Origin of the sequence: Cohnella herbarum (genome assembly GCF_012849095.1) — a bacterium.
Classification (GTDB): Bacteria; Bacillota; Bacilli; order Paenibacillales; family Paenibacillaceae; genus Cohnella; species Cohnella herbarum.
In genome coordinates, this window is record NZ_CP051680.1 from 3,944,654 (window position 1) to 3,968,751 (window position 24,098).

Consider the following 24,098-nt stretch of genomic DNA (forward strand, 5'->3'; position numbering starts at 1 on the left):
GCCCTTCCAACAAAAAGACCGCTCCGCGAGCTGGGATCTGATCGATTCAGTCCTTATCTCGTAGAGCGGCCTTTGTCTATTTAAGCTTTATTCTTATCATTCTAGCTACGCGCGTCTCGTGGGAACGATGAAGGTCACCGTCGTTCCTTCACCTGGCTGGCTCTCGATTCGCAGCCCGCTGCCATGCAGCTGAATCAATCGGCGATTCGTATTGGCGATGCCGATGCCGCCCTGCTCTTGCATAGAAGCACTCAGCAGCTTCTCGATCATAACCGGTGACATGCCAACGCCGTTATCCTTGACCTCGATCAGAACGCCCTCTTCCACTCGAGCGACTCTAAGCCGGACCGTGCCGCCGATCGCCTTGCCCAAGAGACCGTGCTTAACGGCATTCTCGACCAGCGGCTGGATCGACAGCGGCGGAAGCCGCACGCGAACGCCTTTCTCGACTTCCTGAACGACATCCAGTTTGTCGCTGAATCGCTCCTTCTCGATATGCAGATAAGCTTCTACCAGAGCAAGCTCGTGAGCGAGCTCGACCTTCTCCCCTGTATTCAAATAATCGAAGCTGATCCGCATGAAGGAGGTAAACGCTTCGCCCAGCTTACGCATCCTCTTCGTATCGATCTCGCTAAGTACCATTAGCGCGTTGAGCGTATTAAATAGAAAATGCGGCTGAATTTGCGCTTGCAAATACGCGGCTTCCATTCGCAACCGATCATGGATCGACCGCTTGAGCGCGATCAACGAGCGAATCCGGTACCGAAGCTCCAACGCATCCGCGGGCTTGGTCACATAATCGTTCGCTCCCGCCGAGAAGCCCGTGTAAATGTCGGCCGTCTGGCTACGCGCGGTCATCAATAACACGGGCAGCTCCGAAAGGGGGTAACGCGCTCTCACTCTCTGCGTCAGTTGGTAACCGGACATTCCGGGCATCATCACATCGGTAATCAGGAGATCCCACGATTGCTGCTCCAGCAATTGCAACGCCTCTTGCCCGGAATGCGCCGTTACGATCCGATAGGGCTCCGCCTCCAGTATACCGACGAGTACTTTCAGATTGATCGGATCGTCGTCAACCGCCAATATGCGAATAGGATCGCCATGAAGCAACGGCGGAATCGCGTCGCGTACGGATTTGCCGTCTATCTCTCGCCCTTCCGCCCGTAAGCCCTCGTACGGTTGCACCGCCGTTGCCGCTTCCCGCTCCGCAAGTCGAATCTGTCTAGCTGGCGATTCCGCATTCTCATCCGCCAATGGAAGAGTTACGCGGAATGTCGAGCCCATGCCTAACCCCGATTCAACCGACAGCTCGCCGCCGTGCAATTCGACCAATTGCTTACAGATGCTAAGACCTAGCCCGATTCCTCTACCGTCGCTGATTCCATCTTCCCCTTGTTCGTAAGGCGCGAAGATTCGCGCCTGCGTCTCTTCATCCATGCCAATGCCGGTATCGGCAACCTCAATTACAACTTGCCCGTTCCGGACTTCGGCAGATAAAATGATTGATCCCTGCTCCGTATACTTCAACGCATTATGCAACAAGTTGTATAAGATTTGTACAAAACGTTTCTCGTCCGCCATCACGGGCGGCAACGATTCCGCTATGTTCGTTTGCAACCGAATCGGCTTGCTTTCCGCCATATATTGAAGCATCGCGATAACGCCGGGTACAATCGCTTGGGCACGAAGCGGCTCCAACTGCAAGTTTATGCGATGATCCCGTAACCGTACGACGTCAAGCAAATCATCGAGAAGATAAGACATGCGCCGACTGATGGTACCAAGCAGCTCCATCTCTTGGCGACTTCCCTCCGTGAGATTATCCTTCTCTCTGTCGTAGAGGTTCCCAGCGATATTCATAATGCCGTGCAGCGGCGTGCGCAATTCATGCGAGGTGTTGGCGAGAAACCGGTCTTTCATTTTGTCGGCAATCTTCAACTGCTCGTATAATTCGCGAATCTCATCGGCGTTGCGTGAATATTGTTTGAACAAATGGGTTGAAAACGCGATGACGGCAAAAGAGATGTCGATCGGATAATAGACGCTCGTCACTTCCGTGAAACTGTCTACCATGACCCACGCCATATTAGATACCGTACCGATCGCGGCAACTAGCAACCAATTCGCATTCTTATCGGCTTGCTTCTTGAATGCCGCCTTGAACACGATCCCGATAAACCACACATACGACAGCAAGTAAACCGCAAGGAAAATATTTAAATCCAACACGCTGTTCACGACCGATGCAGGCGCAACCATGAGGATCCCCGTCAGCCCTGCAAGCACGGCGATGTAGACTCGTAACCCTCTGCCACGCCATGCCATCCCTGCAAACTTCATGTAGACAAGCAGTAAAAATAGATTTTTCCACAGCAACGCAATGGGCCTGATCTTGATGGCCCATATATAGTCGACAGGCAGCCAAGTAAACAGAGATTTGTCAAACCCGCTCGATATCGAAACGCCAGCGCACAAAAAGACCAAGCCCGTAAACAACAGAGACGGGTCTTTGCGTCTGTGCAAATAAACGATGCAAGAATACAAACCGTGCAACAGCAAAATACCCACGGTCAATGACTGAAAGAGGAGCGAGATCGAGCTGCTATCCTCGATCGCCGTCTCCGAGCCGAATCGCACGGAACGCGTAATCCCTCCAGAGAACGGAGCGTCGAAGTTCGCCACGCGAATGAGCAGATCGATCTCCGTTACGCCCTTATCCGCGTAAGAAAGACTATACGAAGTATGGCTAGGCATATATTCGCTTGCCGTCTGGGCAACGTGCCCGGCTCCCCCCAGAATGTTGCCGTTGATCTCGACTTCCGAGGAGGTTTGAATCCCTTTGAACCAGAACGCAACAGGCTGTTCAAGCGGATCGGTCAGAATACGAAGCCTATACGTTCCGTAACCATAGGCATGATTAGTGTCGGAATTTAACGCCGCTCTCCATTTACCCGGCACCTGAATGCTGCGCGAGACAGGCTCTTTCTCCTGAATTTGTTGCTCGGTCAATAGCCGATCGGGATACCACTCCCATTGTCCATCCAACGTTAACGGAGAAGAGGCCTTAAGGTCCGTTCCGCGCAAGTCGACGATTCCGTCTATCGCCTGAAACGACTTGTCCATCGAAAAAAATTCGTTCCACGCCGATCGAAGTCCGAAGAGCACGACAATAATCGCAAGGACGAGAAAAAAACGCCGATAAGGCGCAAAAAGCCCCATGGGCCGTTTCATGCTGTACTCAGCTTCCACTGTTCATACCAGCGAGCGACGTGGGCGCTGATCGGCAGCTCCAACTCTTTTTGCAACCTCGTTTGAAGAAGCAAGTATTGTTCCTCCACTTCTATTTTATTGCCGATGGCGTCGTACAATTTCATAAGAGCGAAATAGCAGCCTTCCTCTTCCGGATACAAGTCCTGAGCGCGCCTATTGACTTGAATAGCCTTGTCCGGCATTCCGTGCCGTTCGTAAAACTCGCTTACTTTGTTCATATTATATAGCCATAACAATCGCAGACGTTCCCGTTCGTGTTCCGCCCAAAGATATTCATATTGCCCCAGATACCCGCCCTCATAAGCGAGCAGTACGCGTTCATAAGCGCCAACCGTGCTCGCATCGAGATGTCCCATCTGCTTCACGGCGTGTTCCCACGCCTCCGTATCCACTCGCGCATCGCCGATATCCAGCCGATATCCAGCCTCCAGCTCTCCGGCATAAATAGAGATCATGTCCATCTTATGTCGCTTTAAGGTTTGACGAACATGGTAAATCTCCGTATAGAGAAGCTGCATTAATGTCGGCTCTTCGTTATCTTGCCATAACAGTTCAAGCAGCGCGCTTCGGCTAACCATTCGATTTCTATGATGGAGCAGATAAGCAAACAACTCTTGCGCCCTGCTCGTTCGCCACTTCACGGGTTGCGACTCCATTCCGGGATGCCGAAACCGGATTCGGTCAAAACAGCAAATCCAGGAAGCGTCCGACCTCGGCGGTTTCATCGAATTTTTCCAATTCAGCTTTTCTTTGACGCGCATAACGGTCTGGATCAAACGCTGTCTTTCTACCGGCTTCATGATATAGTCCAAAGCATATAGCTCGAAAGCGCGGATTGCATACTGGTCGTAGCTGGTAATAAATACGATCTCAATCCCCTGGGCGACCGCTTGAAGCTGTCTGGCGAGCTGCAGCCCGTCTATCTCGGGCATATGGATGTCCAGGAATACGACGTCCGGACAATGCTCCATTACTCCCGTAACGACCTCTGTCGGATTCGAATACGCAGCTACGACTTCCATATCGCCGAATTCGTCTTCTATTGCCATTCGAAGCCCTATCAAAGCCAATGGTTCATCGTCTACCAATAGAACTCTCACCTAGGTATCCTCCTTGCAGGCTGTTCGGTTTCCGAAAAAGCGAGCTTCGCACGAGATGGAATAAGTAGGGCTGTGAAAAAATCTAAATAAACAAGAAAAACCCTGTCCATAGAAGGGTTTGATCAACGTTATGACGGACCTTAGCGGGGATGAACCGCTGAACTCTTCGCTGCCGGCGAAAAGCTTCTTCGTCGTGGTCGGTTTTCATAGTCCCAATTATAGACAACGGGGGTAGGGATGTCAAAGATAAGGATAAGCGAAAAAAGGCTTCGCGCGCACGTTGTTTGCCCGGGAGCCCTTGTCTAGGTGATGATACAACAATTGCGAGTTAAAAGGGTACTAGTCCAGCAAATGGAGCTCTTTTGCCTGGGCGATTGCTTTCGTGCGACGGTTAACCTTTAATTTCGTAAAAATGTTTTTGACATGTACCTTAACTGTGCCGACAGCCACGAATAATCGCTCGGCAATTTCTTTGTTGGACAGCCCTGCCGCCAGCAACGCCAGCACCTCCATCTCGCGGTCCGTGAGCGGTTCTTCCATCGCAGCCGGCGTCTTGTCTCCGCTCTTCTCCGCATCCAGTTCCTCGCTAATATCCGATCCCCCATCCATTCCGCTTAACGATCGCAGCAATTCGCAAATGTACACGCCTTGAGACGCCATCGCATGAAGAATATGGATACGATCCTCGGACACAAAGCTTGCAGCGGCGTAATTCTCCAAATAAAGCACACCAACCGCCGACCCGTGAATGGCGACGGGCATGCATAAGGCTGATTGCGGACGGTGCTCCGCCATATACGGACTGTGGCCTTACCACATTGAATCCACAATTATGAGTAGTAGTTCTAGACAACGTAAACTTAGTAAAATACCAGCAAATCTTAATCGTTTTTTTGGGAAAACAAAGCCTAGTCCTCTGAATAGATGAGGACTAGGCTTTGTTTTAACGATACGATATGTTGACACCATGCGCTTCGCATGTGAGGAATAAGCATAGTCAACACACCATATCCATCTCGCGCATAATTAAATAGATATTTAACCTCGCTCATGGAAATCTCTTTTCAGCGTAGTACCGACGACAGTTTGCTGTCAGGTGTTCATAAATGTCCGCTACATGGGATCTTGACCAATCAAAAATCGCATCAGTATCGCTGCAATTTCCGCACGGCTAGCCGTACCGGACGGATCAAGCATTCCATTGACGTTACCGGAGATGATACCTTTTCCGATCGCCCACTTCATAGATTCCGTCGCCCAATCTGAAATTTTATCCTTGTCTGCAAAGTCGGACAGATCACCCGACACTGTAATATTAAGGTTTTTATGCTGTGCGTAGCGATACAACAAGGCGACAAGCTGCTCGCGGGTCACTGCGTCATCGATGCCAAATCGTTTGTTGCTATAACCACTCGCAATGCTGCTCTGCGTCGCCCATTTGATGGCATTCGTATACCACTTGCCGGAAGGTACATCAGTGAACGTGCTTTCTCCGGTCACATGCGGGTTGCCAGCCATGCGATATAACACGGTTGCGATCATGGCACGGTCGGCCGTCAAAAGGGGGCTAAAGGTCGTTTCGCTGGTTCCTGACATCAAGCCGTTGTGCTGGACATAGGCTACTGCGTCAAAGAACCAGTCGGACTTGTTAACATCCGCAAAGGAAGTGCCGCCGCCGGATGTGCCGCCACTAGGTGCGCTGCCTCCAGGCGTGCTGCTTCCAGGCGTGTTGCCGCCTGGTGCGGTGCCGCCTGGTGCGGTGCCGCCGGGCGTGCTGCCATCTGGAGTACCACCGCCAGGATTACCGCCGCTTGTATCAGCAGTGGCGGCAATGCTTACTCTGATTTGCCCGGTGGTTTGGCTCTGCGCCCCTTTTGTCACGGTGACGGTAAATACGTAATTACCGTCTGTTCCGCTTCGATTAGCGGAGGTTCCGGCTATCGGCGCAGTGTAACTGACTTTATTGATCGTGACCGCAACGTCGCCGTTCCTGACCGCTGCTTCAGCCGTGGCTTTCACTGACGCCGCGATGACCGATTCGCTACTGGCCGCCGATTGAGTCAAACTGCCGAAGCTTGCGCCTTCTGCCGCTCTTTTGGCCGCCGCGACAATCGCGATATCCGGGTCGGCCGATTCGTTTAACGTCATCGTCAGGCTCTTGCTATCATTTGCGCTTCCCTTGGACAGCGTAACCTCATAGTTGCCTGTGCCGCTGTTGTAGGTAACAGTCGTTGTTACTCCTGCCGCATCGCCGACCAGCAGGCCGTTTACATAGTTTTGTACGGCCGCTGTTTTGTCGGCCTGAGAAGCTCCGAAAGCGACATCGACCGATCCGTCTACCAATGCCGCCTTGGCCGCTGCTACGGCCTGCGCATTGGTCATGCCGTTATAAGCCGTTGCGATGATGGCAATCGTTATCCGCGCGGTAGTCTGACTCCGCTGGCCTTTTGCCACCGTGACGGTGAAGGTATAGCTGCCGTCTACGCTTTGCGGGTTGTCGGCATCTCCCGCAATTGGCGCGGTGTAGCCGAACTTGGTGATCGTGACCGTAACGCCGCTGTCGTTGATCGCTCTTCTCGCCTGAATTTCAACATAGTTCTTTACAGCAGCTTCATCGCCATACGCTGCCTGTGCGGCATCAGGGTAGCTTGCACCTTCCGCCGCTGCCTTGGCTGCCGACACAATGGCGATATCCGGGTCGGCCGATTCGTTAAACGTCATGGAAAGACTCTTGCTGTCATTTACGCTTCCCTTGGACAACGTAACATCGTACTTGCCGCTAACGCTGTTAAAGGTAACAATCGCCGTTACCCCTGCGGCATCGCCGACCAGCAAGCCGTTTACATAGCTTTGTACGGCCGCTGTTTTGTCGGCCTGCGATGCTCCGAAAGCGACATCGACCTCTCCGTCCGCCAAAGCCGCCTTGGCCGCAGCCACCGCCTGCGCGTTGGGCACCCCGTTAAAGGCCGTTGCGGCGATAACAATGGTTTGTTGCGCCGTCGTTTGGCTTTGCAAGCCTTTAGCCACCGTGACGGTGAAGGCATAGCTGCCGTCCGTGCCGTTCAGATTGTCGCCGTCGCCCGCGATCGGCGCGATGTAGCTAACCTTGGTGACCGTGACCATAACAGCGTTGTTGTTGACCGCTGCTTCGGCAGTGGCTTTCAGTGCCGCCGCAATAACCGATTCGTTGACCGCTTCCGCCTGTGTCATACCGCTGTAGCTTGCGCCCTCGGCCGCTGTTTTTGCCACGGCAACAATAGCGATATCCGGGTCGGCCGATTCCTTCACCGTCATCGTCAGGCTCTTGCTGTCGCTCGCGCTTCCTTTAGAAAGTACAACATCGTACTTGCCGCTAACGCTGTTATAAGCGACGGTCGCTGCCACCCCTGCGGCATCGCCGATAAGCAAGCCATTTACATAACTTTGTACGGCTGCTGTTTTGTCGGCCTGCGATGCTCCGAAAGCGACATCAATTGTACCGTCTGCTAAAGCCGTCTTCGCTGCAGCCACAGCCTGAGCGTTGGAAAGTCCATCGTAAGGCGTCGCCTGGATGGGAACCGTCACCTGCTCGGTCTTCCATACCTGCCATGCTCTGTAAAACGTTACGGTAAAGCTAAAGCTGCCATCCGTACCGTTCGGGTTGGCGGCATCGCCCGTTATCGACGGAACGTAGCCCCGCTCTTTCACGCTGCCGACAATAAGTCGGTCCGTCACGATGCCGCTGTTTTTGATCGCGGCCCGGGCCCGATTTTGAATAAATGAAAGATGAGATCGATTGTCATACATCGCTTGCGTGATGCCCCGATAGTCGGCGTTCTCCGCCGCTGTCTTGGCCGTAGCCAAGTCCGGGTCGCGCTCCTCATTAATGGAGAGGCTTGCGGTCATTCGTTCCGTTAATTGTCCTTTTTCTATAGTGATATCAACATCCGTCGTTTGCGTCTCGGGGTTGGGATATTTAGGCATGACGAACAGATAGGACAAGTCGAAATCAACGAGCAAATCTGTATAATAATTCATCACTATTATCGTTGCTATCTCGGTCCAGGTCGTGCCTAACGGCACATCGATCGTATGCTCTTCCTCCAGCAACAGCCGCTTGGCCTCGTCTAGCACCTGCTGATTGGAAACGCCGGAATACGGCGTTGCCGTAATCGCCAGCGTCAGACGGGCGGTGCTTTGCACCTGCGCTCCCTTGGTCAACGTGACGGTAAACGCCACCTGGCCGTCGGTTCCTTCCGGGTAGTCCGCGTCGCCCGCCTTCGGCGCCGTATACTCGTCAACGTGGATGGCGAGGTCAATCGCGTCGTTATTCGCCGCTTGCTTCACCTGTTGTTCCACGTAGCTTTTCACGGCTGCTTCCGTGCCTTGTTCCTCCTGTTTGGCTGCGGGATACGCCGTATTCTCCACCGCTTCCCTGGCTGCCTGCAAAATAGCGATATCCGGGTCGGCCGATTCGTTAAACGTCATGGAAAGACTCTTGCTGTCATTTACGCTTCCCTTGGACAACGTAACATCGTACTTGCCGCTAACGCCGTTAAAGGTAACAATCGCCGTTACCCCTGCGGCATCGCCGACCAGCAGACTATTCACATAGCTTTGTACCGCCGCGGTTTTGTCGGCCTGCGAGGGCTGAAAGACGACATCGACGATTCCATCCACCATAGCCGCCTTGCCCGCCGCCACCGCCTGCACATTGGGCACGCCGTTAAAGGCCGTTGCGGCGATAACAATGGTTTGTTGCGCCGTCGTTTGGCTCTGCAAGCCTTTAGCCACCGTGACGGTGAAGGCATAGCTGCCGTCCGTGCCGTTCAGATTGTCGCCGTCGCCCGCGATCGGCGCGATGTAGCTAACCTTGGTGGCCGTGACCGTAACCGCGCTGTTATTGACAGCTGCTCTCGCCTGATTCTCGACATAGCTCTTCGCGGCAGCCTCATCGCCGTGCGCAGCCTGCGTGGTGCCGGAATAACTTGCGCCTTCTGCCGCTGCCTTGGCTGCCGACACAATAGCGATGTCCGGGTCGGCCGATTCCTTCACCGTCATCGTCAGGCTCTTGCTGTCGCTTACGTTCCCCCTGACTAGGGCCACATCATAACCGCCCGTGCCGCTGTTGTAGGCGACGGTTGCCGTTACTTTGGGATCACCGGCCAACAGGCGGTCTACATAGCTTTGCACGGCCGCTGTTTTAACGGCCTGCGAAGCCCCGAAAGCGACATCGACCTCTCCGTCCACCAAAGCCGCCTTGACCGCTGCCATGGCCTGCTCATTAACTTCACGGAAGGACGTGGCTACGATAGGAACCGTCACCTGCTCGGTCGTCCAGACCTGCCATGCTCTGTAAAACGTTACGGTAAAGCTAAAGCTGCCATCCGTACCGTTCGGGTTGGCGGCATCGCCCGTTATCGACGGAACGTAGCCCCGCTCTTTCACGCTGCCGACAATAAGTCGGTCCGTCACGATACCGCTGTTTTTGATCGCGGCCCGGGCCCGATTTTGAATAAATGAAAGATGAGATCGATTGTCATACATCGCTTGCGTGATGCCCCGATAGTCGGCGTTCTCCGCCGCTGTCTTGGCCGTAGCCAAGTCCGGGTCGCGCTCCTCATTAATGGAGAGGCTTGCGGTCATTCGTTCCGTTAATTGTCCTTTTTCTATAGTGATATCAACATCCGTCGTTTGCGTCTCGGGGTTGGGATATTTAGGCATGACGAACAGATAGGACAAGTCGAAATCAACGAGCAAATCTGTATAATAATTCATCACTATTATCGTTGCTATCTCGGTCCAGGTCGTGCCTAACGGCACATCGATCGTATGCTCTTCCTCCAGCAACAGCCGCTTGGCCTCGTCTAGCACCTGCTGATTGGAAACGCCGGAATACGGCGTTGCCGTAATCGCCAGCGTCAGCCGGGTGGTACTTTGCACCTGCGCTCCCTTGGTCAACGTGACGGTAAACGCCACCTGGCCGTCGGTTCCTTCCGGGTAGTCCGCGTCGCCCGCCTTCGCCGCCGTATACTCGTCAACGTGGATGGCGAGGTCAATCGCGTCGTTATTCGCCGCTTGCTTCACCTGTTGTTCCACGTAGCTTTTTACGGCTGCTTCCGTGCCTTGTTCCTCCTGTTTGGCTGCGGGATACGCCGTATTCTCCACCGCTTCCCTGGCTGCCTGCAAAATAGCGATATCCGGGTCGGCCGATTCGTTAAACGTCATGGAAAGACTCTTGCTGTCATTTACGCTTCCCTTGGACAACGTAACATCGTACTTGCCGCTAACGCCGTTAAAGGTAACAATCGCCGTTACCCCTGCGGCATCGCCGACCAGCAAGCCGTTTACATAGCTTTGTACGGCCGCTGTTTTGTCGGCCTGCGAGGGCTCAAAAGCGACATCGACCTCTCCGTCCGCCAAAGCCGCCTTGGCCGCAGCCACCGCCTGCGCGTTGGGCACGCCGTTAAAGGCCGTTGCGGCGATAACAATGGTTTGTTGCGCCGTCGTTTGGCTCTGCAAGCCTTTAGCCACCGTGACGGTGAAGGCATAGCTGCCGTCCGTGCCGTTCAGATTGTCGCCGTCGCCCGCGATCGGCGCGATGTAGCTAACCTTGGTGACCGTGACCGTAACCGTGCTGTTATTGACAGCTGCTCTCGCCTGATTCTCGACATAGCTCTTCGCGGCAGCCTCATCGCCGTGCGCAGCCTGCGTGGTGCCGGAATAACTTGCCCCTTCTGCCGCTGCCTTGGCTGCCGACACAATGGCGATGTCCGGGTCGGCCGATTCCTTCACCGTCATCGTCAGGCTCTTGCTGTCGCTTACGTTCCCCCTGACTAGGGCCACATCATAACCGCCCGTGCCGCTGTTGTAGGCGACGGTTGCCGTTACTTTGGGATCACCGGCCAACAGGCGGTCTACATAGCTTTGCACGGCCGCTGTTTTAACGGCCTGCGAAGCCCCGAAAGCGACATCGACCTCTCCGTCCACCAAAGCCGCCTTGACCGCTGCCATGGCCTGCTCATTAACTTCACGGAAGGACGTGGCTACGATAGGAACCGTCACCTGCTCGGTCGTCCAGACCTGCCATGCTCTGTAAAACGTTACGGTAAAGCTAAAGCTGCCATCCGTACCGTTCGGGTTGGCGGCATCGCCCGTTATCGACGGAACGTAGCCCCGCTCTTTCACGCTGCCGACAATAAGTCGGTCCGTCACGATGCCGCTGTTTTTGATCGCGGCCCGGGCCCGATTTTGAATAAATGAAAGATGAGATCGATTGTCATACATCGCTTGCGTGATGCCCCGATAGTCGGCGTTCTCCGCCGCTGTCTTGGCCGTAGCCAGGTCCGGGTCGCGCTCCTCATTAATGGAGAGGCTTGCGGTCATTCGTTCCGTTAATTGTCCTTTTTCTATAGTGATCTCAACATCCGTGGTTTGCGTCTCGGGGTTGGGATATTTAGGCATAATGAACAGATAGGACAAGTCGAAATCAACGAGCAAATCTGTATAATAATTTATCACTAATATCGTTGCTATCTCGGTCCAGGTTGTGCCTAACGGCACATCGATCGTATGCTCTTCCTCCAGCAACAGCCGCTTGGCCTCGTCTAGCACCTGCTGATTGGAAACGCCGGAATACGGCGCCGCCGTAATCGCCAGCGTCAGCCGGGTGGTACTTTGCACCTGCGCTCCCTTGGTCAACGTGACGGTAAACGCTACCTCGCCGTCGGTTCCATCCGGGTAGTCCGCGTCACCCGCCTTCGGCGCCGTGTATTCGTCAACGTGGATGGCGAGGTCAATCGCGTCGTTATTCGCCGCTTGCTTCACCTGTTGTTCCACGTAGCTTTTTACGGCTGCTTCCGTGCCTTGTTCCTCCTGTTTGGCTGCGGGATACGCCGTATTCTCCACCGCTTCCCTGGCTGCCTGCAAAATAGCGATATCCGGGTCGGGAGCTTCGTTGATGATCGCTTGTTCCTCCGCCAGTGCGGGCTTAGACAACATGGGGAAAACGAGCGACGCCGCCAGCAATAGGATGAAAATGCGTTTTCGTACTTCTTTCATTTTTATTTATCCTCCATAATGTTTGAATAGCGATCAAATACGACTCGACTGCCCCCTATATCTGTACAAGTAAAAACGACGTTTTAACCCCTAAAGTAAAGCAAATCCATGAATTACTCTATACCTATAAAGGAGTATCTTTAATACCTTGAGCAAGAACCGGAAAATTCGGTCAGTTTGATAAGGTTCAACCGACGCGAAAGTAATTTTGCAGTATAAAAAAGAGGCAGAACCTGGGAGGTAAGAAGCTCTCCCATTCCGCCTCCGAAGCATCTATAGCCAACGGCGTTCGATCGGATTTGCATAGCCTCGTGCTACACAATAGTTCCAGTAAACACTGTGGAACGCAAAAATTAAAGCACAAGCACCAACAGCGCCCGAGCTTCGTCTAATAGGTAAATGCGGATCCAATAAGCTATTCGTTTAAAATACGATCACTGGACCTCTATCGTTAAACGCTTGCTGCAAAATCGGATCTGATCTAGACGGGTCGACAAAAAAATCGCCTTGTCCTATTGAAGGGACAGGGCCATTTTTTTGTTCGCACATCAGTGCGCCAAGATTCCGAAAGGTTCCTTTTGTCCGAAATCCCCTTCCTCAGGGCATAAGTAAAAGAAGTCGAATACTAAGATCCTCCCGGCATTTGCAAAACGTAAACACGACGATGCCATTCCATAAAATACATCAAATCTTTTGATTCCACTATACCTACAAAGGGATATTTTCGCAGAGTTGCTGATCAGGAAGCGCGAAAAAGGCTTCGCGCGCACGTTGTTTGCGCGGGAGCCCTTGTCTGGGTGATGATACAACAATTGCGAGTTAAAAGGGTACTAGTCCAGTAAATGGAGCTCTTTTGCCTGGGCGATTGCTTTCGTGCGACGGTTAACCTTTAATTTCGTAAAAATGTTTTTGACATGTACCTTAACTGTGCCGACAGCCACGAATAATCGCTCGGCAATTTCTTTGTTGGACAGCCCTGCCGCCAGCAACGCCAGCACCTCCATCTCGCGGTCCGTGAGCGGTTCTTCCATCGCAGCCGGCGTCTTGTCTCCGCTCTTCTCCGCATCCAGTTCCTCGCTAATATCCGATCCCCCATCCATTCCGCTTAACGATCGCAGCAATTCGCAAATGTACACGCCTTGAGACGCCATCGCATGAAGAATATGGATACGATCCTCGGACACAAAGCTTGCAGCGGCGTAATTCTCCAAATAAAGCACACCAACCGCCGACCCGTGAATGGCGACGGGCATGCATAAGGCTGATTGCGGACGGTGCTCCGCCATATACGGACTGTGGCGAAACCAGTTGTCCTCGTCGCCGACATACCGCACCGCATCTTGCGTTCTCGCCACATACCTGACAATGCCGCCGGGCAGAAGCCCATCGTCCTCAAGCGGCGCCGGCTCGGCCAAAACGCGAACTTCGGCGTCCGCCCAAGCCTGCACAAGCCATTCGCCGCGACTGGCCGTCAACAAAGCGCCTTTGCGAGCGCTAGCATAGCTCATCAAGGTACTGATGATTTCCGCTAGGACGGCGTCTAGCTCCATCTTATTCGTGAGAGCCTGCGACGCTTTCAGTATCGCGGCGAGATCTACCGCGTCTACCGTATCGCGCGCGCCTGCTTCCCTGTTGACGTCCGGAGACTGCTCTTCCACTGCCGCAGCGACTTCGCTTGTTGCCGGCGTCCAGTTCTTTGATACCGCCTCCGCCCCGAGCTCTTCTCCCATCGCAGCCAGCCGCTCTTCGATTTGCCTTGCCTTCAAGCTTGCGCCCCAGCGAACATAAGCGTCGCGCGCGGCCTGAAAATAATGAAGCGCAACCTTCACTTTTCCTTGACGAGCGTAATAACCTCCCGCCAGCTCGTTTGCGACACCCTCAACCTGCGCATTGTCCTGCTCGCGAGCTTCCCGAATCGCCCGGTCGTATCCCGCTTCCGCTGCGGCACAGCGTCCGCTGACACGCGCCATTTCCGCTTCGACCAACGCTTGCTTCGCAAGGAACCTGTCGGGGCTGATCTTCGCCCATTTCCGCAGATTGCGAAGTTGTCTGCGAGCATGGCGCAACGAACCGATAGCCGGAGGTGATCCCTTCCCGTCGCCCTTACCGTTGATGGCCAGTTCCGCCAGCGCCCCGTAATACAGACATTCCGGCAAATGATTGAGATGGGCTGCATACAGCTTAAAAGGCTCCGCTTCCTTCCGCCAGCGAATCGCCTCCTTGTATTTCCCGTCCAAATAACAAAGCTGCGTCTTGTAGGCGTAGTACTGGAACAACGTTGCCGATGCCGTTTCCTCGCCGCCGTTCTGTTCAAGGAAGCTCCGCTCCGAGAAAACCGCCGTGTCAAGCGAGCCGGGACTCTCCGTGTCTCCTTGCAACGCCAAAACAAACTGACGGCATAAATAAAGGTTTTGCAGCACGAAGTCGTCCTTCGTCTTCGCGAGCGTCTCCGTATGTTCCGTCAGCGCCTTGGACAAAATCGCAAGCGGCGCCCATGTGTACAAGGCATGGATATGCGCCCCGATCGCCGTGTTCAAATAGACGTCATCGCCAGACTCCTTAGCGAAGCGAACCGCTTGCTCCAAATGCGGTTCGCCTTCGCGCATCTTTCCGGCAAGCTGGCAGATGATCCCGCCGAAGGTCGCGTATGTTTTAGATTTGATGGATGCGATGTCATAGCGTTCCGCAAGTTCAAGACCAACCTTGGCGATCTCATAGCTTCTGGCCCGCCTGCCAAGCACAAGCGCCAGAACCAGACCGTATACCGTATAGACATCGGCAGCGGCCGGGGTATTCCCATGCTTGAGCGATAATTGAACAGCTTTGCAGGCGAGCAGGAAATACACCCTCTTATCCGTGCGGAAGGAGGAGACCAAAGTTGCAAACAGGATATTGACAGCAGCAATGTGACTCGGCTCGGTCATTTCCGGCAAATCCGCAAGCTGCCCAATGCGGCCGCGAAGCCGCATATCTACTCGCAGCACCTCGGTAACGACCGTCGCTTGCGGAGGGTTCGGCGAAACGTTGATACGGAATTCCTTCAGGCTCTCCAATCCGAGCAGGGTGGCCTCATGATATTCCTTCCGATTGATGCATCGGATCATGCGAAGCATCTGGACTTTGGAACGTTCGATCGGACTTCGCGCCCGGCGCAGCAGGTGTTCGATCAGATGCTCCGTAGCTTCGTGATACCCGCATAAATATTCGCATTCGGCTCGTTCTACGTGCAGTTCGAAGCATAAGTCGAAATGAAGCTCCCAGGCGTTGGCCGCCAGCAGTTCTCCCCCCTTGCGGTAATACTGCAGCGCGATGTCATACGCCGTCGAAGCTTTGGCCCGTTGTCCGGCAGCCAAATTCAGTTCAACCAATCGATGCAGTTCCTCTGCATCATGAATGTCCAACGAACCGTTATTAAGATGGTTCACCGCTTCAAACAAGCTCTCGGGATGACTCGAACCGGCTTCCAGCAGCCGTCTGCCGGCCGCCAGATGCGTCCGCCGTCTTGTAGCGTCGTCCATTCGGCTGTATATCAAGTTTTGTACGCTGTCATGCACAAAACGGTATTGATCCTGACCAAGACGAACGATAAAGCCCTCTTCCACCGAGGCTGCTAAATCGACAGAAGCGTCATGCGCGCTACGTTGTGTAATATCGGCAATCCACCCTTGCTCGAATCGGCTCCCGAGGCACGCCGCGATTTCAAGCGCTTCCTTCGCCGACCGGGTAAGACGCAGCAGCTTATGCGCCATTAGTTCGCCTATGGCCAAATGCTGCTCCCGTTCAATCAGGTCGCTCAGATTCCACTCCCAACTCCGACGCTCAAGGTCGTAGGTCAAGAGACGGTCATCAAGCAGTCGCCTAAGAATTTGCTTGAAATGAAACGGGTTCCCTTGCGACTCAGGATATATTACCTCCGTCAGAGGGATCGCTTCGTCGGAGCTGCAGCCGAGCGCCTCTATGACGATCGGGTTCAACTCCTCGAGCGTTAGTTCACGAAGTTGAACGTGATGAATGACGGCCTCCTTCGCGATATTGCCATCGTCCTCGTAGCCCGGCAGCTTTGTACTCTCCATCTCGCCATCTCGATAAGCGCCGACAAACAGCAAATATTGCAGCTCGGGATCGCAAATTAGCGCGTGCAGCAATTGCAGCGACGACGCATCCGCCCACTGCAGGTCATCGATGAACAGGACAAGAGGCTGTTCCTTGGAGGCGAGCGTCTGCACAAATTTGCGGAACGCATATACGAACCTTTTTTTCGCTTCGTCAGGCGGCAGTTCCCAAGCGGCGGGGATATCGCCAAGCAGCAGCCTGACTTCGGGAATGATGGCGGCGATAACTGCTTCATACGACCGCAAGGCGCTTCTCAGCTTTTTGGCCCAGGCGTCGACTCGATGCGAGCTTTCGCCGAGCAAGTGCCGCATGAATCCGCGGAATTCCTGAATGATGGGATGATATGGACTGTCCTTGGCAATCTGCTCGAACTTACAGGTTAAGAAAATCGGGGGGCGAGGATGATTATGCTCCTGGCGAAATACCCACTCCAGGAGACTTGTTTTGCCGATGCCGGGCGCACCTGAAACGTACACGATTTCCGCAGACCCAAGGCAAGTGGAATGATACGCCTGGGAGAGCAGCGAAATTTCGTGTATTCTGCCGTATATCCGTCCTTGTTGGCGATTCATAGCGGGTACACCTTTGCGTCAATATCGAAGGCGTTGTCGTTGTCATGTTCGAAAAACACGCGCTTGCTCCTTTGCCATAAAATGCGGAATCGCGCGCACGGCTTGCACCAGCGTGAGCGTTGCCGATGATGACTTTATCGGCCGACGCCGCTTTGTCCATGCCGTCCGTTAAAAACTTACATTTTCATCTAGTCTACAGGAATTCGGCAGATGTTCCAAGTGAGCACGATTGGAAATCCAGGACAGCATAATCACGACCCTACAAGTCATACTCATACGATTCTTGTTAATTCACTATTAATTACACGGTGCGCGGCAACATAACGATCTTTCGGACTAATCCCAAACGATGCAAATTGTACCTTCAATTGATTGGTAATAAATTGAACTTCATACTGCTTCGCATTTCCCACAAAAAAGCTATTGAATGTGGATGCATTCGGTTTCACTATAAACGCAACGTTATATTTACGAGATGTATAGGACCCTTGCCCCATCAAAACACAAAAAACCTTAGTCCCGTCAATTTCCGGTACTAAGGATTAAGGCAAAACTATAAGGCATGAGTCCGATCACACCGGACTCATGCCAAACAAGTTAGCTATTGTCGCCGGTTTCAGATTGAAATCAGCCTTTGACAGCGCCGGCGGCGATCCCCTTGACAATATGCTTTTGCATAAAGATAAAGAAGAGAAATATCGGCACCAACGTAATGACCGTTAGAGTCATGAACATCGGCCAATTAACGGTAAATTCACCTTTGGCTTTATAAATCTCCAGAACGAGAGTCGATTTGGAAGACGAGTTTAAAAACAGCATGGGTGCCAAAAAGTCGTTCCATATCCACATCGTCTGAAAGATGACACTCGTAATCGTAATCGGCTTAAGCAGCGGCAAGATGATTCGCCAGAAGATACCCCATACGCTGCAGCCGTCGATAACAGCCGCCTCGGACAGCTCCCGAGGAATCGTCTTCATATAGCCACTCATTAGGAAAAAGACAAAAACAGAGCCGCTCATGTACAAAATAATCAAACCATAAAGTTTGTCGATCAGGTGTAAATCGCTCATCAGTTGGAATAAGGGAATGAGTGTCGCCTGAAAAGGAATCATAAATCCCGCAAGCAAATAGATCGTAGCAAACCGTGAAAATCTACCCATATTGAACACAACTGGGTATGCCCCCATCGCGCCGATCAACACGATCAGTAGTACGGCAAAGATGGTGATCGTCAGACTGTTTCCGAAGCTGCGCAGGATCGATGTTTCCTCGAACACTTGAACATAGTTCGTAAAGATCCATTTCGAAGGGAGGGATAACGGTTTCTTTGCGGCATCTTGCATCGTTTTGAACGTATTGATGATGATCAGATAAAACGGGAAGAATGCAATTATTCCTGCAGGGAGCATTAAGACATCGAGAATCCATAACCGTTTATTCGATTTCGTCATTGCATGCTTTGCTCCCTTCGTTGCATCACTGTGACTTGGAAGACAGCGATCGCTAACACGATCAGGAAGAAGACGACAGACATCGCCGATGCAAGGCCGTACTGCGTTTCCGATATTCCTCTTAACATGATCACCTGAGTAATCGAATAAGTTTCAAAGCCAGGTCCGCCCTTCGTCAAGGCGAAAGGTATTTCGAATACTTTAAGTCCGCCTGTAATTAGCAACATGATGCTAATCGTCATCGCGGGAGCAAGCAGCGGCAAAGTAATAAATCGAATTTGCTGAAGACGGTTCGCTCCGTCAATTGAAGCAGCCTCATAATAATCTTTCGGAATCGATTGCAGAAAAGCCAAATAAAGCACTGCATGCCATCCTGTAATCGCCCATGTAGCTACCACAATAGTAGACAGCTTCGCGAGCAACGGATCGGCCAACCACGGCTGAGGTCCGATGTTAAACAACCCTTTGAGGATCGTATTAAATACGCCTGATCCCATCGGTGCAAGTATAAATCCCCAAATGTAAGCAAGCAGCAACCCGCTAGGGATTGACGGAAAGAAGAAGATGGCCCGATGCAAATTTCTTGTGAAAAACTTCTGATCCAATATCATTGCTAGCGGGATCGCTAACACCGTAACGAGCAGCGCCTTCGCAAATGTAAAGAATAGGGTATAAGAAATTGCGGAAATGATTGCATCGTCAGCAAATATCCGCACATAATTTTTCATGCCGACAAAATCAAATACCTTCGAGTATCCATTAAAGTTGGTAAAACTCAGGAAAAAGGCTTTGACCAGCGGAAAGATCGTAAACAAGGAATAGATAACAAGGATTGGAAGCAAAAATAATAGAAACTGCAGCTGTCGGACAAACTTGGTCATATTTTGCCTCCTAACGTAAAAACTTAGCATTGATGAATGAATTAATAGTCATTAATAGTTGAAAAAAAGAGGGTAGTAGGTTTTCCTATACCCTCTACAAGACTTAATTCAGCTTATTTATTATCCATTTCCTTCAGTTTCTTATCCAGTGCAGCGGTTGCTTCCTCCGGCGTTATGTGGTTTAACGCTATATCCTGAAATCCAACAAGGAATTGGTTGCGCAGCGCTTCCTGATGCCGATCCCACGATACCATTGGCAAATAAATTCGGCCTGCCATCAATCCGTCTTTATAAGCCGGTTCATACGCCGGATGTACCTTAGTTTCATAACCGTGAGCCGTAATGATTCCGCCCGTGCCTTCCTCGAACTGCTTCAGCCCATCATGTGTCGATAAATATTCGAGGAACAGCAGAGCCTCGTCCTTGTTTTTAGTTTTGCTGCTTACGGCAAAACCTACGCCAGGTGCCCCGTTGAAATATTTGTTGCCTGGTTCTTTTCCTGGAATAGCCATGATTTCAAACTCGATATCGGGGTTAGTTTGCTCGATCGTACCGATGTTCCAAGGTCCGCCAGGGAACATAGCCACGTTGCCAAGGGCAAACTCGTTCATGACTTGGTCACTAGTCATTCCGATCATGTCCGGCGTTAATATTTTATTGTCGATAAGCCCTTCCTTCCACATCGTCAACACTTCTGTCCAGCCTTCGGCAAAGGTTGCTTCGCCTTTAAAAAGCTTTTCGTCGAACGATGGATCTTTCGATAATACATTGCTACCGAACATAGCGGAATGAATGATCGTAATATCATGCATTCTGTCATAAAGCGGAAGGATGCCGGCTTCTTTTAACTTTAAGCAAGCTTGAATAAATTCATCCCATGTTTCCGGCAATTGATTGATGCCGGCCTTTTGAAACAGTTGCTTGTTATAGAACAAGCCGCCAGCCCATCCCGTTTGCGTAAAGGCGTACGTTCTTCCATTCTTGCTGAGCATCGGCTTGTTGCTGTCCAGCATAACGGACATGAACGGTTGGTCGGTCAAATCCAGCGCGTAACCTCCGTCAATGATCTCATTGCGGTTTTCTGCGGCGATCATGAAAATATCAGGCGTCGTATCAGACAAAAGCATCGTCTGCAGCTTTTTAATGTAATCTGCTACCGGGGGAGCGAATTGAAAGTCGAACGTAATATGCGGATATTTCTTCTTGAAGCCGTCAATAACAGGTTTCATCTCTTTTTCATTGTTCCAGGCAAGAATGCTGAGCTTGACCGGTTTAGGAGCATCTGCGCTGTCGGTTGTATCGTTGCTCTTACCTTCATTACCTTTTTTTCCTTCATTACTTGCATTGCCGCCGCAAGCAGCCAGCACTAATGAAAGGCAGATAATGGTAATCAACAAAAGCAAAGACTTTTTCTTCATGTTTGACTAACCCCCGAAAGAAATATTTTGTTGTAAGCACTTACAACATGAGTATAGTATGATCTTGTTTGAATCTGAATTCATTTTGTTGCATCATTTGTTGTCAATTGTTGCATTAGCCGTATACCCGTTCAATCAAGGCGAACGGATGAAGCGCGGTACTCTTTAGGCGTTACGCCGTAATATTTTTTGAATGCGCGGCTGAAGTGGCTTTCTTCCAGAAAGCCGGTATGCTCTGCAATGCGACTGTTCTTCCAGTTCGTTCCGACAAGCAATTCAGCGGCTCTATCCATCCGCACCTTGATCACGTAGGCCCAATAATTTACTCCGAATTCCTGCTTGAACGCCCGGCTTAACTGATACTTGTCAATGTTGAACCGACTTGCGACTGATTGCAAGGATAAATCCTCTTGATAACTGCTATCTACATACGGTTTAATTCGCCACACAGCATCTTGCAGCCTGGAGCCGGTTTCGGCAGGCTCCCACATTGCTTGTGCGCTTTCCGCAAGCAATTGCGGCAGGAGCGCGACATCCTGGGCAATCGAGCTGATTCCGGCAGACAACGTATGAGTCGGCGATAACGCTGCCGCTTTTTCCATCACAAACTCGCTCAATTCCCGCAATTGACCGTTAGACAAATCATCCCCCCCGCCAACCAAAACAATCTGATCCTTCCGATTTTTACAACATATAACACAACGGAATTTATAAACCGCTTGTTCTTGCAGCCAGCAGATATAGTCGCTCTCCGAAGGCAAGCTGTCCGTGAATGTCAAAATTGCAAAACGGTCGACCGCGAGAAATTCAAGTCCCTTCCGAACGATGGACAACGATTCCGCTTCAATGACTCCGGAATATATTATCCCGTTAAGCTCGCTGCGAATCGATTGCCGTACGGCCGATTCCGACTCTCGAATCAGTTCCCCTAGAACATCTCTAAGCTGATCGGCATCGACCGGCTTTAACAGGTAATGGGAAACCTGAAGCCGGAGTGCGTCTCTAGCATATTCAAATTGATCATAAGCGCTTAGAATAATCGTCCTCGGTAAATTGCCAGACTGTTGAATCCGCTTCAACGATTCGATTCCATTCAACAACGGCATATGGATATCCATGATCATTATGTCTGGGCGAAAGGTATCGACCATCCCAGCCGCTTCCTCGCCGTCATATGCATGCTCCACTTTAGTAAACCCCATGTCCCTCCAGCTCATCACTTTATTCAAATACCTATGCAACGATACTTGATCATCTACTATAAGCAGCTTCACGCTCATTACCTCCCCCGATGATTCAAGCTTTAGGCAATACGATATAAACCGTTGTAAATATCCCCTGCTTGCTTCTAATCTTCAATCCGTAATCAGCGCCGAATTTCAACCGAATACGCTGATTTACGTTGAAGAGACCGATGCCATCCGGTTTAAAATCCCGTAAGTTTAATTGTCTAGCCAATTGCTGCCGTCGACTCTTCGCTATTCCTCTACCATTATCTTTAATTGCGATCATAATCCCTTTTTTGACTCCCACAACGCAGATCGTTATTTTTGCCGACTGAGGATTTTCACCGAATCCGTGTAGAAACACGTTTTCAACGAGCGGCTGCAGAATTAACTTAATCGTTCCATGTTTCAAAATGGATTCATCCGGTATACGAAACTCGATATCGATTCGATTGTCATATTTTTTGTTCAAGATATATAAATAATCCCTTACATTCTGAATTTCCTGTTCCAGTTCCACAGTTTCCTCCGATTGCTTCATGGAGTATCGCAGCAGACTGCTTAGCGACAGTACCAATTGGTTGGATTCCTCCGTACTGCCGCATACGATCTCGGTTTGCAGCAACTGCAGTGTATTAAAGAGAAAATGTGGATTAATCTGCGATTGCAACGTTTTGAGTTCCACTTCCTTCAATGCGATGTCCGATTGATAGTTTTGTTTGACCAGCGTTTCTATCCGGATTACCAGCTCCTTAAATTTGTTGCCTATCATGTTCAGCTCGCGATATTTATAGTTATTGGCAATGACATAAATACTGTCCCCCCCAATTTTATCCAACGTGGAGAGAAATCGTCCGAACGGCCGGGATATCCGGATCGTAATCAATATGGAAATAAGAAAGTTGAGCAGCAAACAAAGATAAATAAACCCGATTAATTTGGATCTCAGCGAGTCAGCTTGTCCACTGATGACCGACATCGGAATCGTCGAGATCATCCTCCACCCTTGGACAGCAGTGGGGTGGAAGATAACAAGCGTCTCCTCCCCGTCAAGCTCAGTAACGAAGCTCCCGGAGTCGCCGGCGTAAATAAGCTCGATGTCCGCGAAATCAAGCTTAGTACCGATTGCGGCAACGTCTTTGTGGACGATGATGGTCTGTTGATTGTCAATCATGAAAACGCTCTCATTATTTTGATAGGAGTTTAATTCAAACATCCCATTGATTCTTTCCAAATCCAGATTAGCGATGACCGCACCAATCGGTCTGCGGTTGTAATCCTTGACAGGCAGGGCGATGGACAGTGTCGGCTTGTTGTATTTTGATATATTATTTCCTAGATAGTAGTCCTGCTTATGGAGTCCAAGTGTAATGAAGCCTTTGTTTGGAGTTCCCGATATCGCCCGCTTAAACCATGCCTGTTCGATGAAAGGATAATCCCAACGAAGCGATTTTCTGCCATCTAGGTTGTTTACATATCCATTTTCACCCAATAATAAAATATCGCTAACCAAGGATTGCAACGATGATACGCCAAAAGCTACGTCCGCGATATTCCTCTCATGCTGGATACGCCCTTCAACCTCCATTTCCCTGCCCGGATTCATCATGCTGTGAACCGAGTAATGGCCTGCCAGAAGAGCAAGTGGGCGAGTAGCCTCTTCAAGATTGAAGCTGAACCCACGCGCTGCTTGTTCCATCATTTTGTAGCTGGATTGAGTGATTTCCTTAGTAAGGCTTGTCGTCGAATCACGAACGGATAATAGTCCTAGCAGCAATAAAAGCAGAATGTTTACAATTAAATAAGAGACCATAATCGTTCGAATGATCGTTTTTCCCGTTAAGGAACGAATTAAGAAATTCACCGCATTGTTCATTGTCCGTCCCTCTTTCAAGGAAAATCACCAGCTGTATTGTATTCAACAGAAAAGCCCGTTATCCTCGCCATTTATTAAGGGAATATATCCCAATATGATACCTAATTACACAAAAACCCATAACACGGTTATGGGTCTTTAACAAGA

The 24,098-nt window shown here is 51.2% G+C and carries 10 protein-coding genes; all 10 read right to left on the bottom strand.

Annotated features, from left to right (window positions below; translation table 11 throughout):
* Nucleotides 1-105 precede the first annotated feature (105 nt).
* Nucleotides 106-3,234: a hybrid sensor histidine kinase/response regulator gene (locus HH215_RS16980; protein WP_254450513.1), complete on the bottom strand. Its 3,129-nt coding sequence runs from the start codon at nt 3,232-3,234 to the stop codon at nt 106-108.
* On the bottom strand, nt 3,231-4,373 hold the full coding sequence (locus HH215_RS16985; RefSeq protein WP_169280991.1) for a response regulator: 1,143 nt from the start codon (nt 4,371-4,373) through the stop codon (nt 3,231-3,233). Before HH215_RS16985 ends, HH215_RS16980 begins: the two co-directional genes overlap by 4 nt.
* 339 nt (nt 4,374-4,712) lie before the next feature.
* Entirely contained in the window at nt 4,713-5,168 is a 456-nt protein-coding gene (locus HH215_RS36875; protein ID WP_169280992.1) for a response regulator transcription factor, read from the bottom strand.
* A 318-nt stretch (nt 5,169-5,486) separates the two neighbouring features.
* A complete protein-coding gene (locus HH215_RS16995) occupies nt 5,487-12,413 on the bottom strand; it encodes an S-layer homology domain-containing protein (protein ID WP_169280993.1) in 6,927 nt (2,308 codons plus the stop codon).
* Between the two features lie 830 nt (nt 12,414-13,243).
* Nucleotides 13,244-17,098, bottom strand: a complete 3,855-nt coding sequence (locus tag HH215_RS17000) for an AAA family ATPase (RefSeq protein WP_169280994.1) — start codon at nt 17,096-17,098, stop codon at nt 13,244-13,246.
* A 627-nt stretch (nt 17,099-17,725) separates the two neighbouring features.
* Nucleotides 17,726-18,550 (bottom strand): carbohydrate ABC transporter permease, encoded by an 825-nt coding sequence (locus HH215_RS17005; protein ID WP_169280995.1) that lies wholly within the window; start codon nt 18,548-18,550, stop codon nt 17,726-17,728.
* Nucleotides 18,547-19,431, bottom strand: a complete 885-nt coding sequence (locus HH215_RS17010) for a carbohydrate ABC transporter permease (RefSeq protein WP_169280996.1) — start codon at nt 19,429-19,431, stop codon at nt 18,547-18,549. Before HH215_RS17010 ends, HH215_RS17005 begins: the two co-directional genes overlap by 4 nt.
* A gap of 113 nt (nt 19,432-19,544) precedes the next feature.
* Nucleotides 19,545-20,849 (bottom strand): ABC transporter substrate-binding protein, encoded by a 1,305-nt coding sequence (locus tag HH215_RS17015; RefSeq protein WP_169280997.1) that lies wholly within the window; start codon nt 20,847-20,849, stop codon nt 19,545-19,547.
* A gap of 131 nt (nt 20,850-20,980) precedes the next feature.
* Nucleotides 20,981-22,123 carry a response regulator transcription factor gene (locus HH215_RS17020; RefSeq protein WP_169280998.1) on the bottom strand — a complete coding sequence of 381 codons (1,143 nt, stop codon included), beginning with the start codon at nt 22,121-22,123 and terminating at the stop codon, nt 20,981-20,983.
* Between the two features lie 22 nt (nt 22,124-22,145).
* The gene (locus tag HH215_RS17025) at nt 22,146-23,951 is read right to left on the bottom strand and encodes a cache domain-containing sensor histidine kinase (protein ID WP_169280999.1); all 1,806 of its coding nucleotides are present in this window, start codon (nt 23,949-23,951) and stop codon (nt 22,146-22,148) included.
* Nucleotides 23,952-24,098 lie beyond the last annotated feature (147 nt).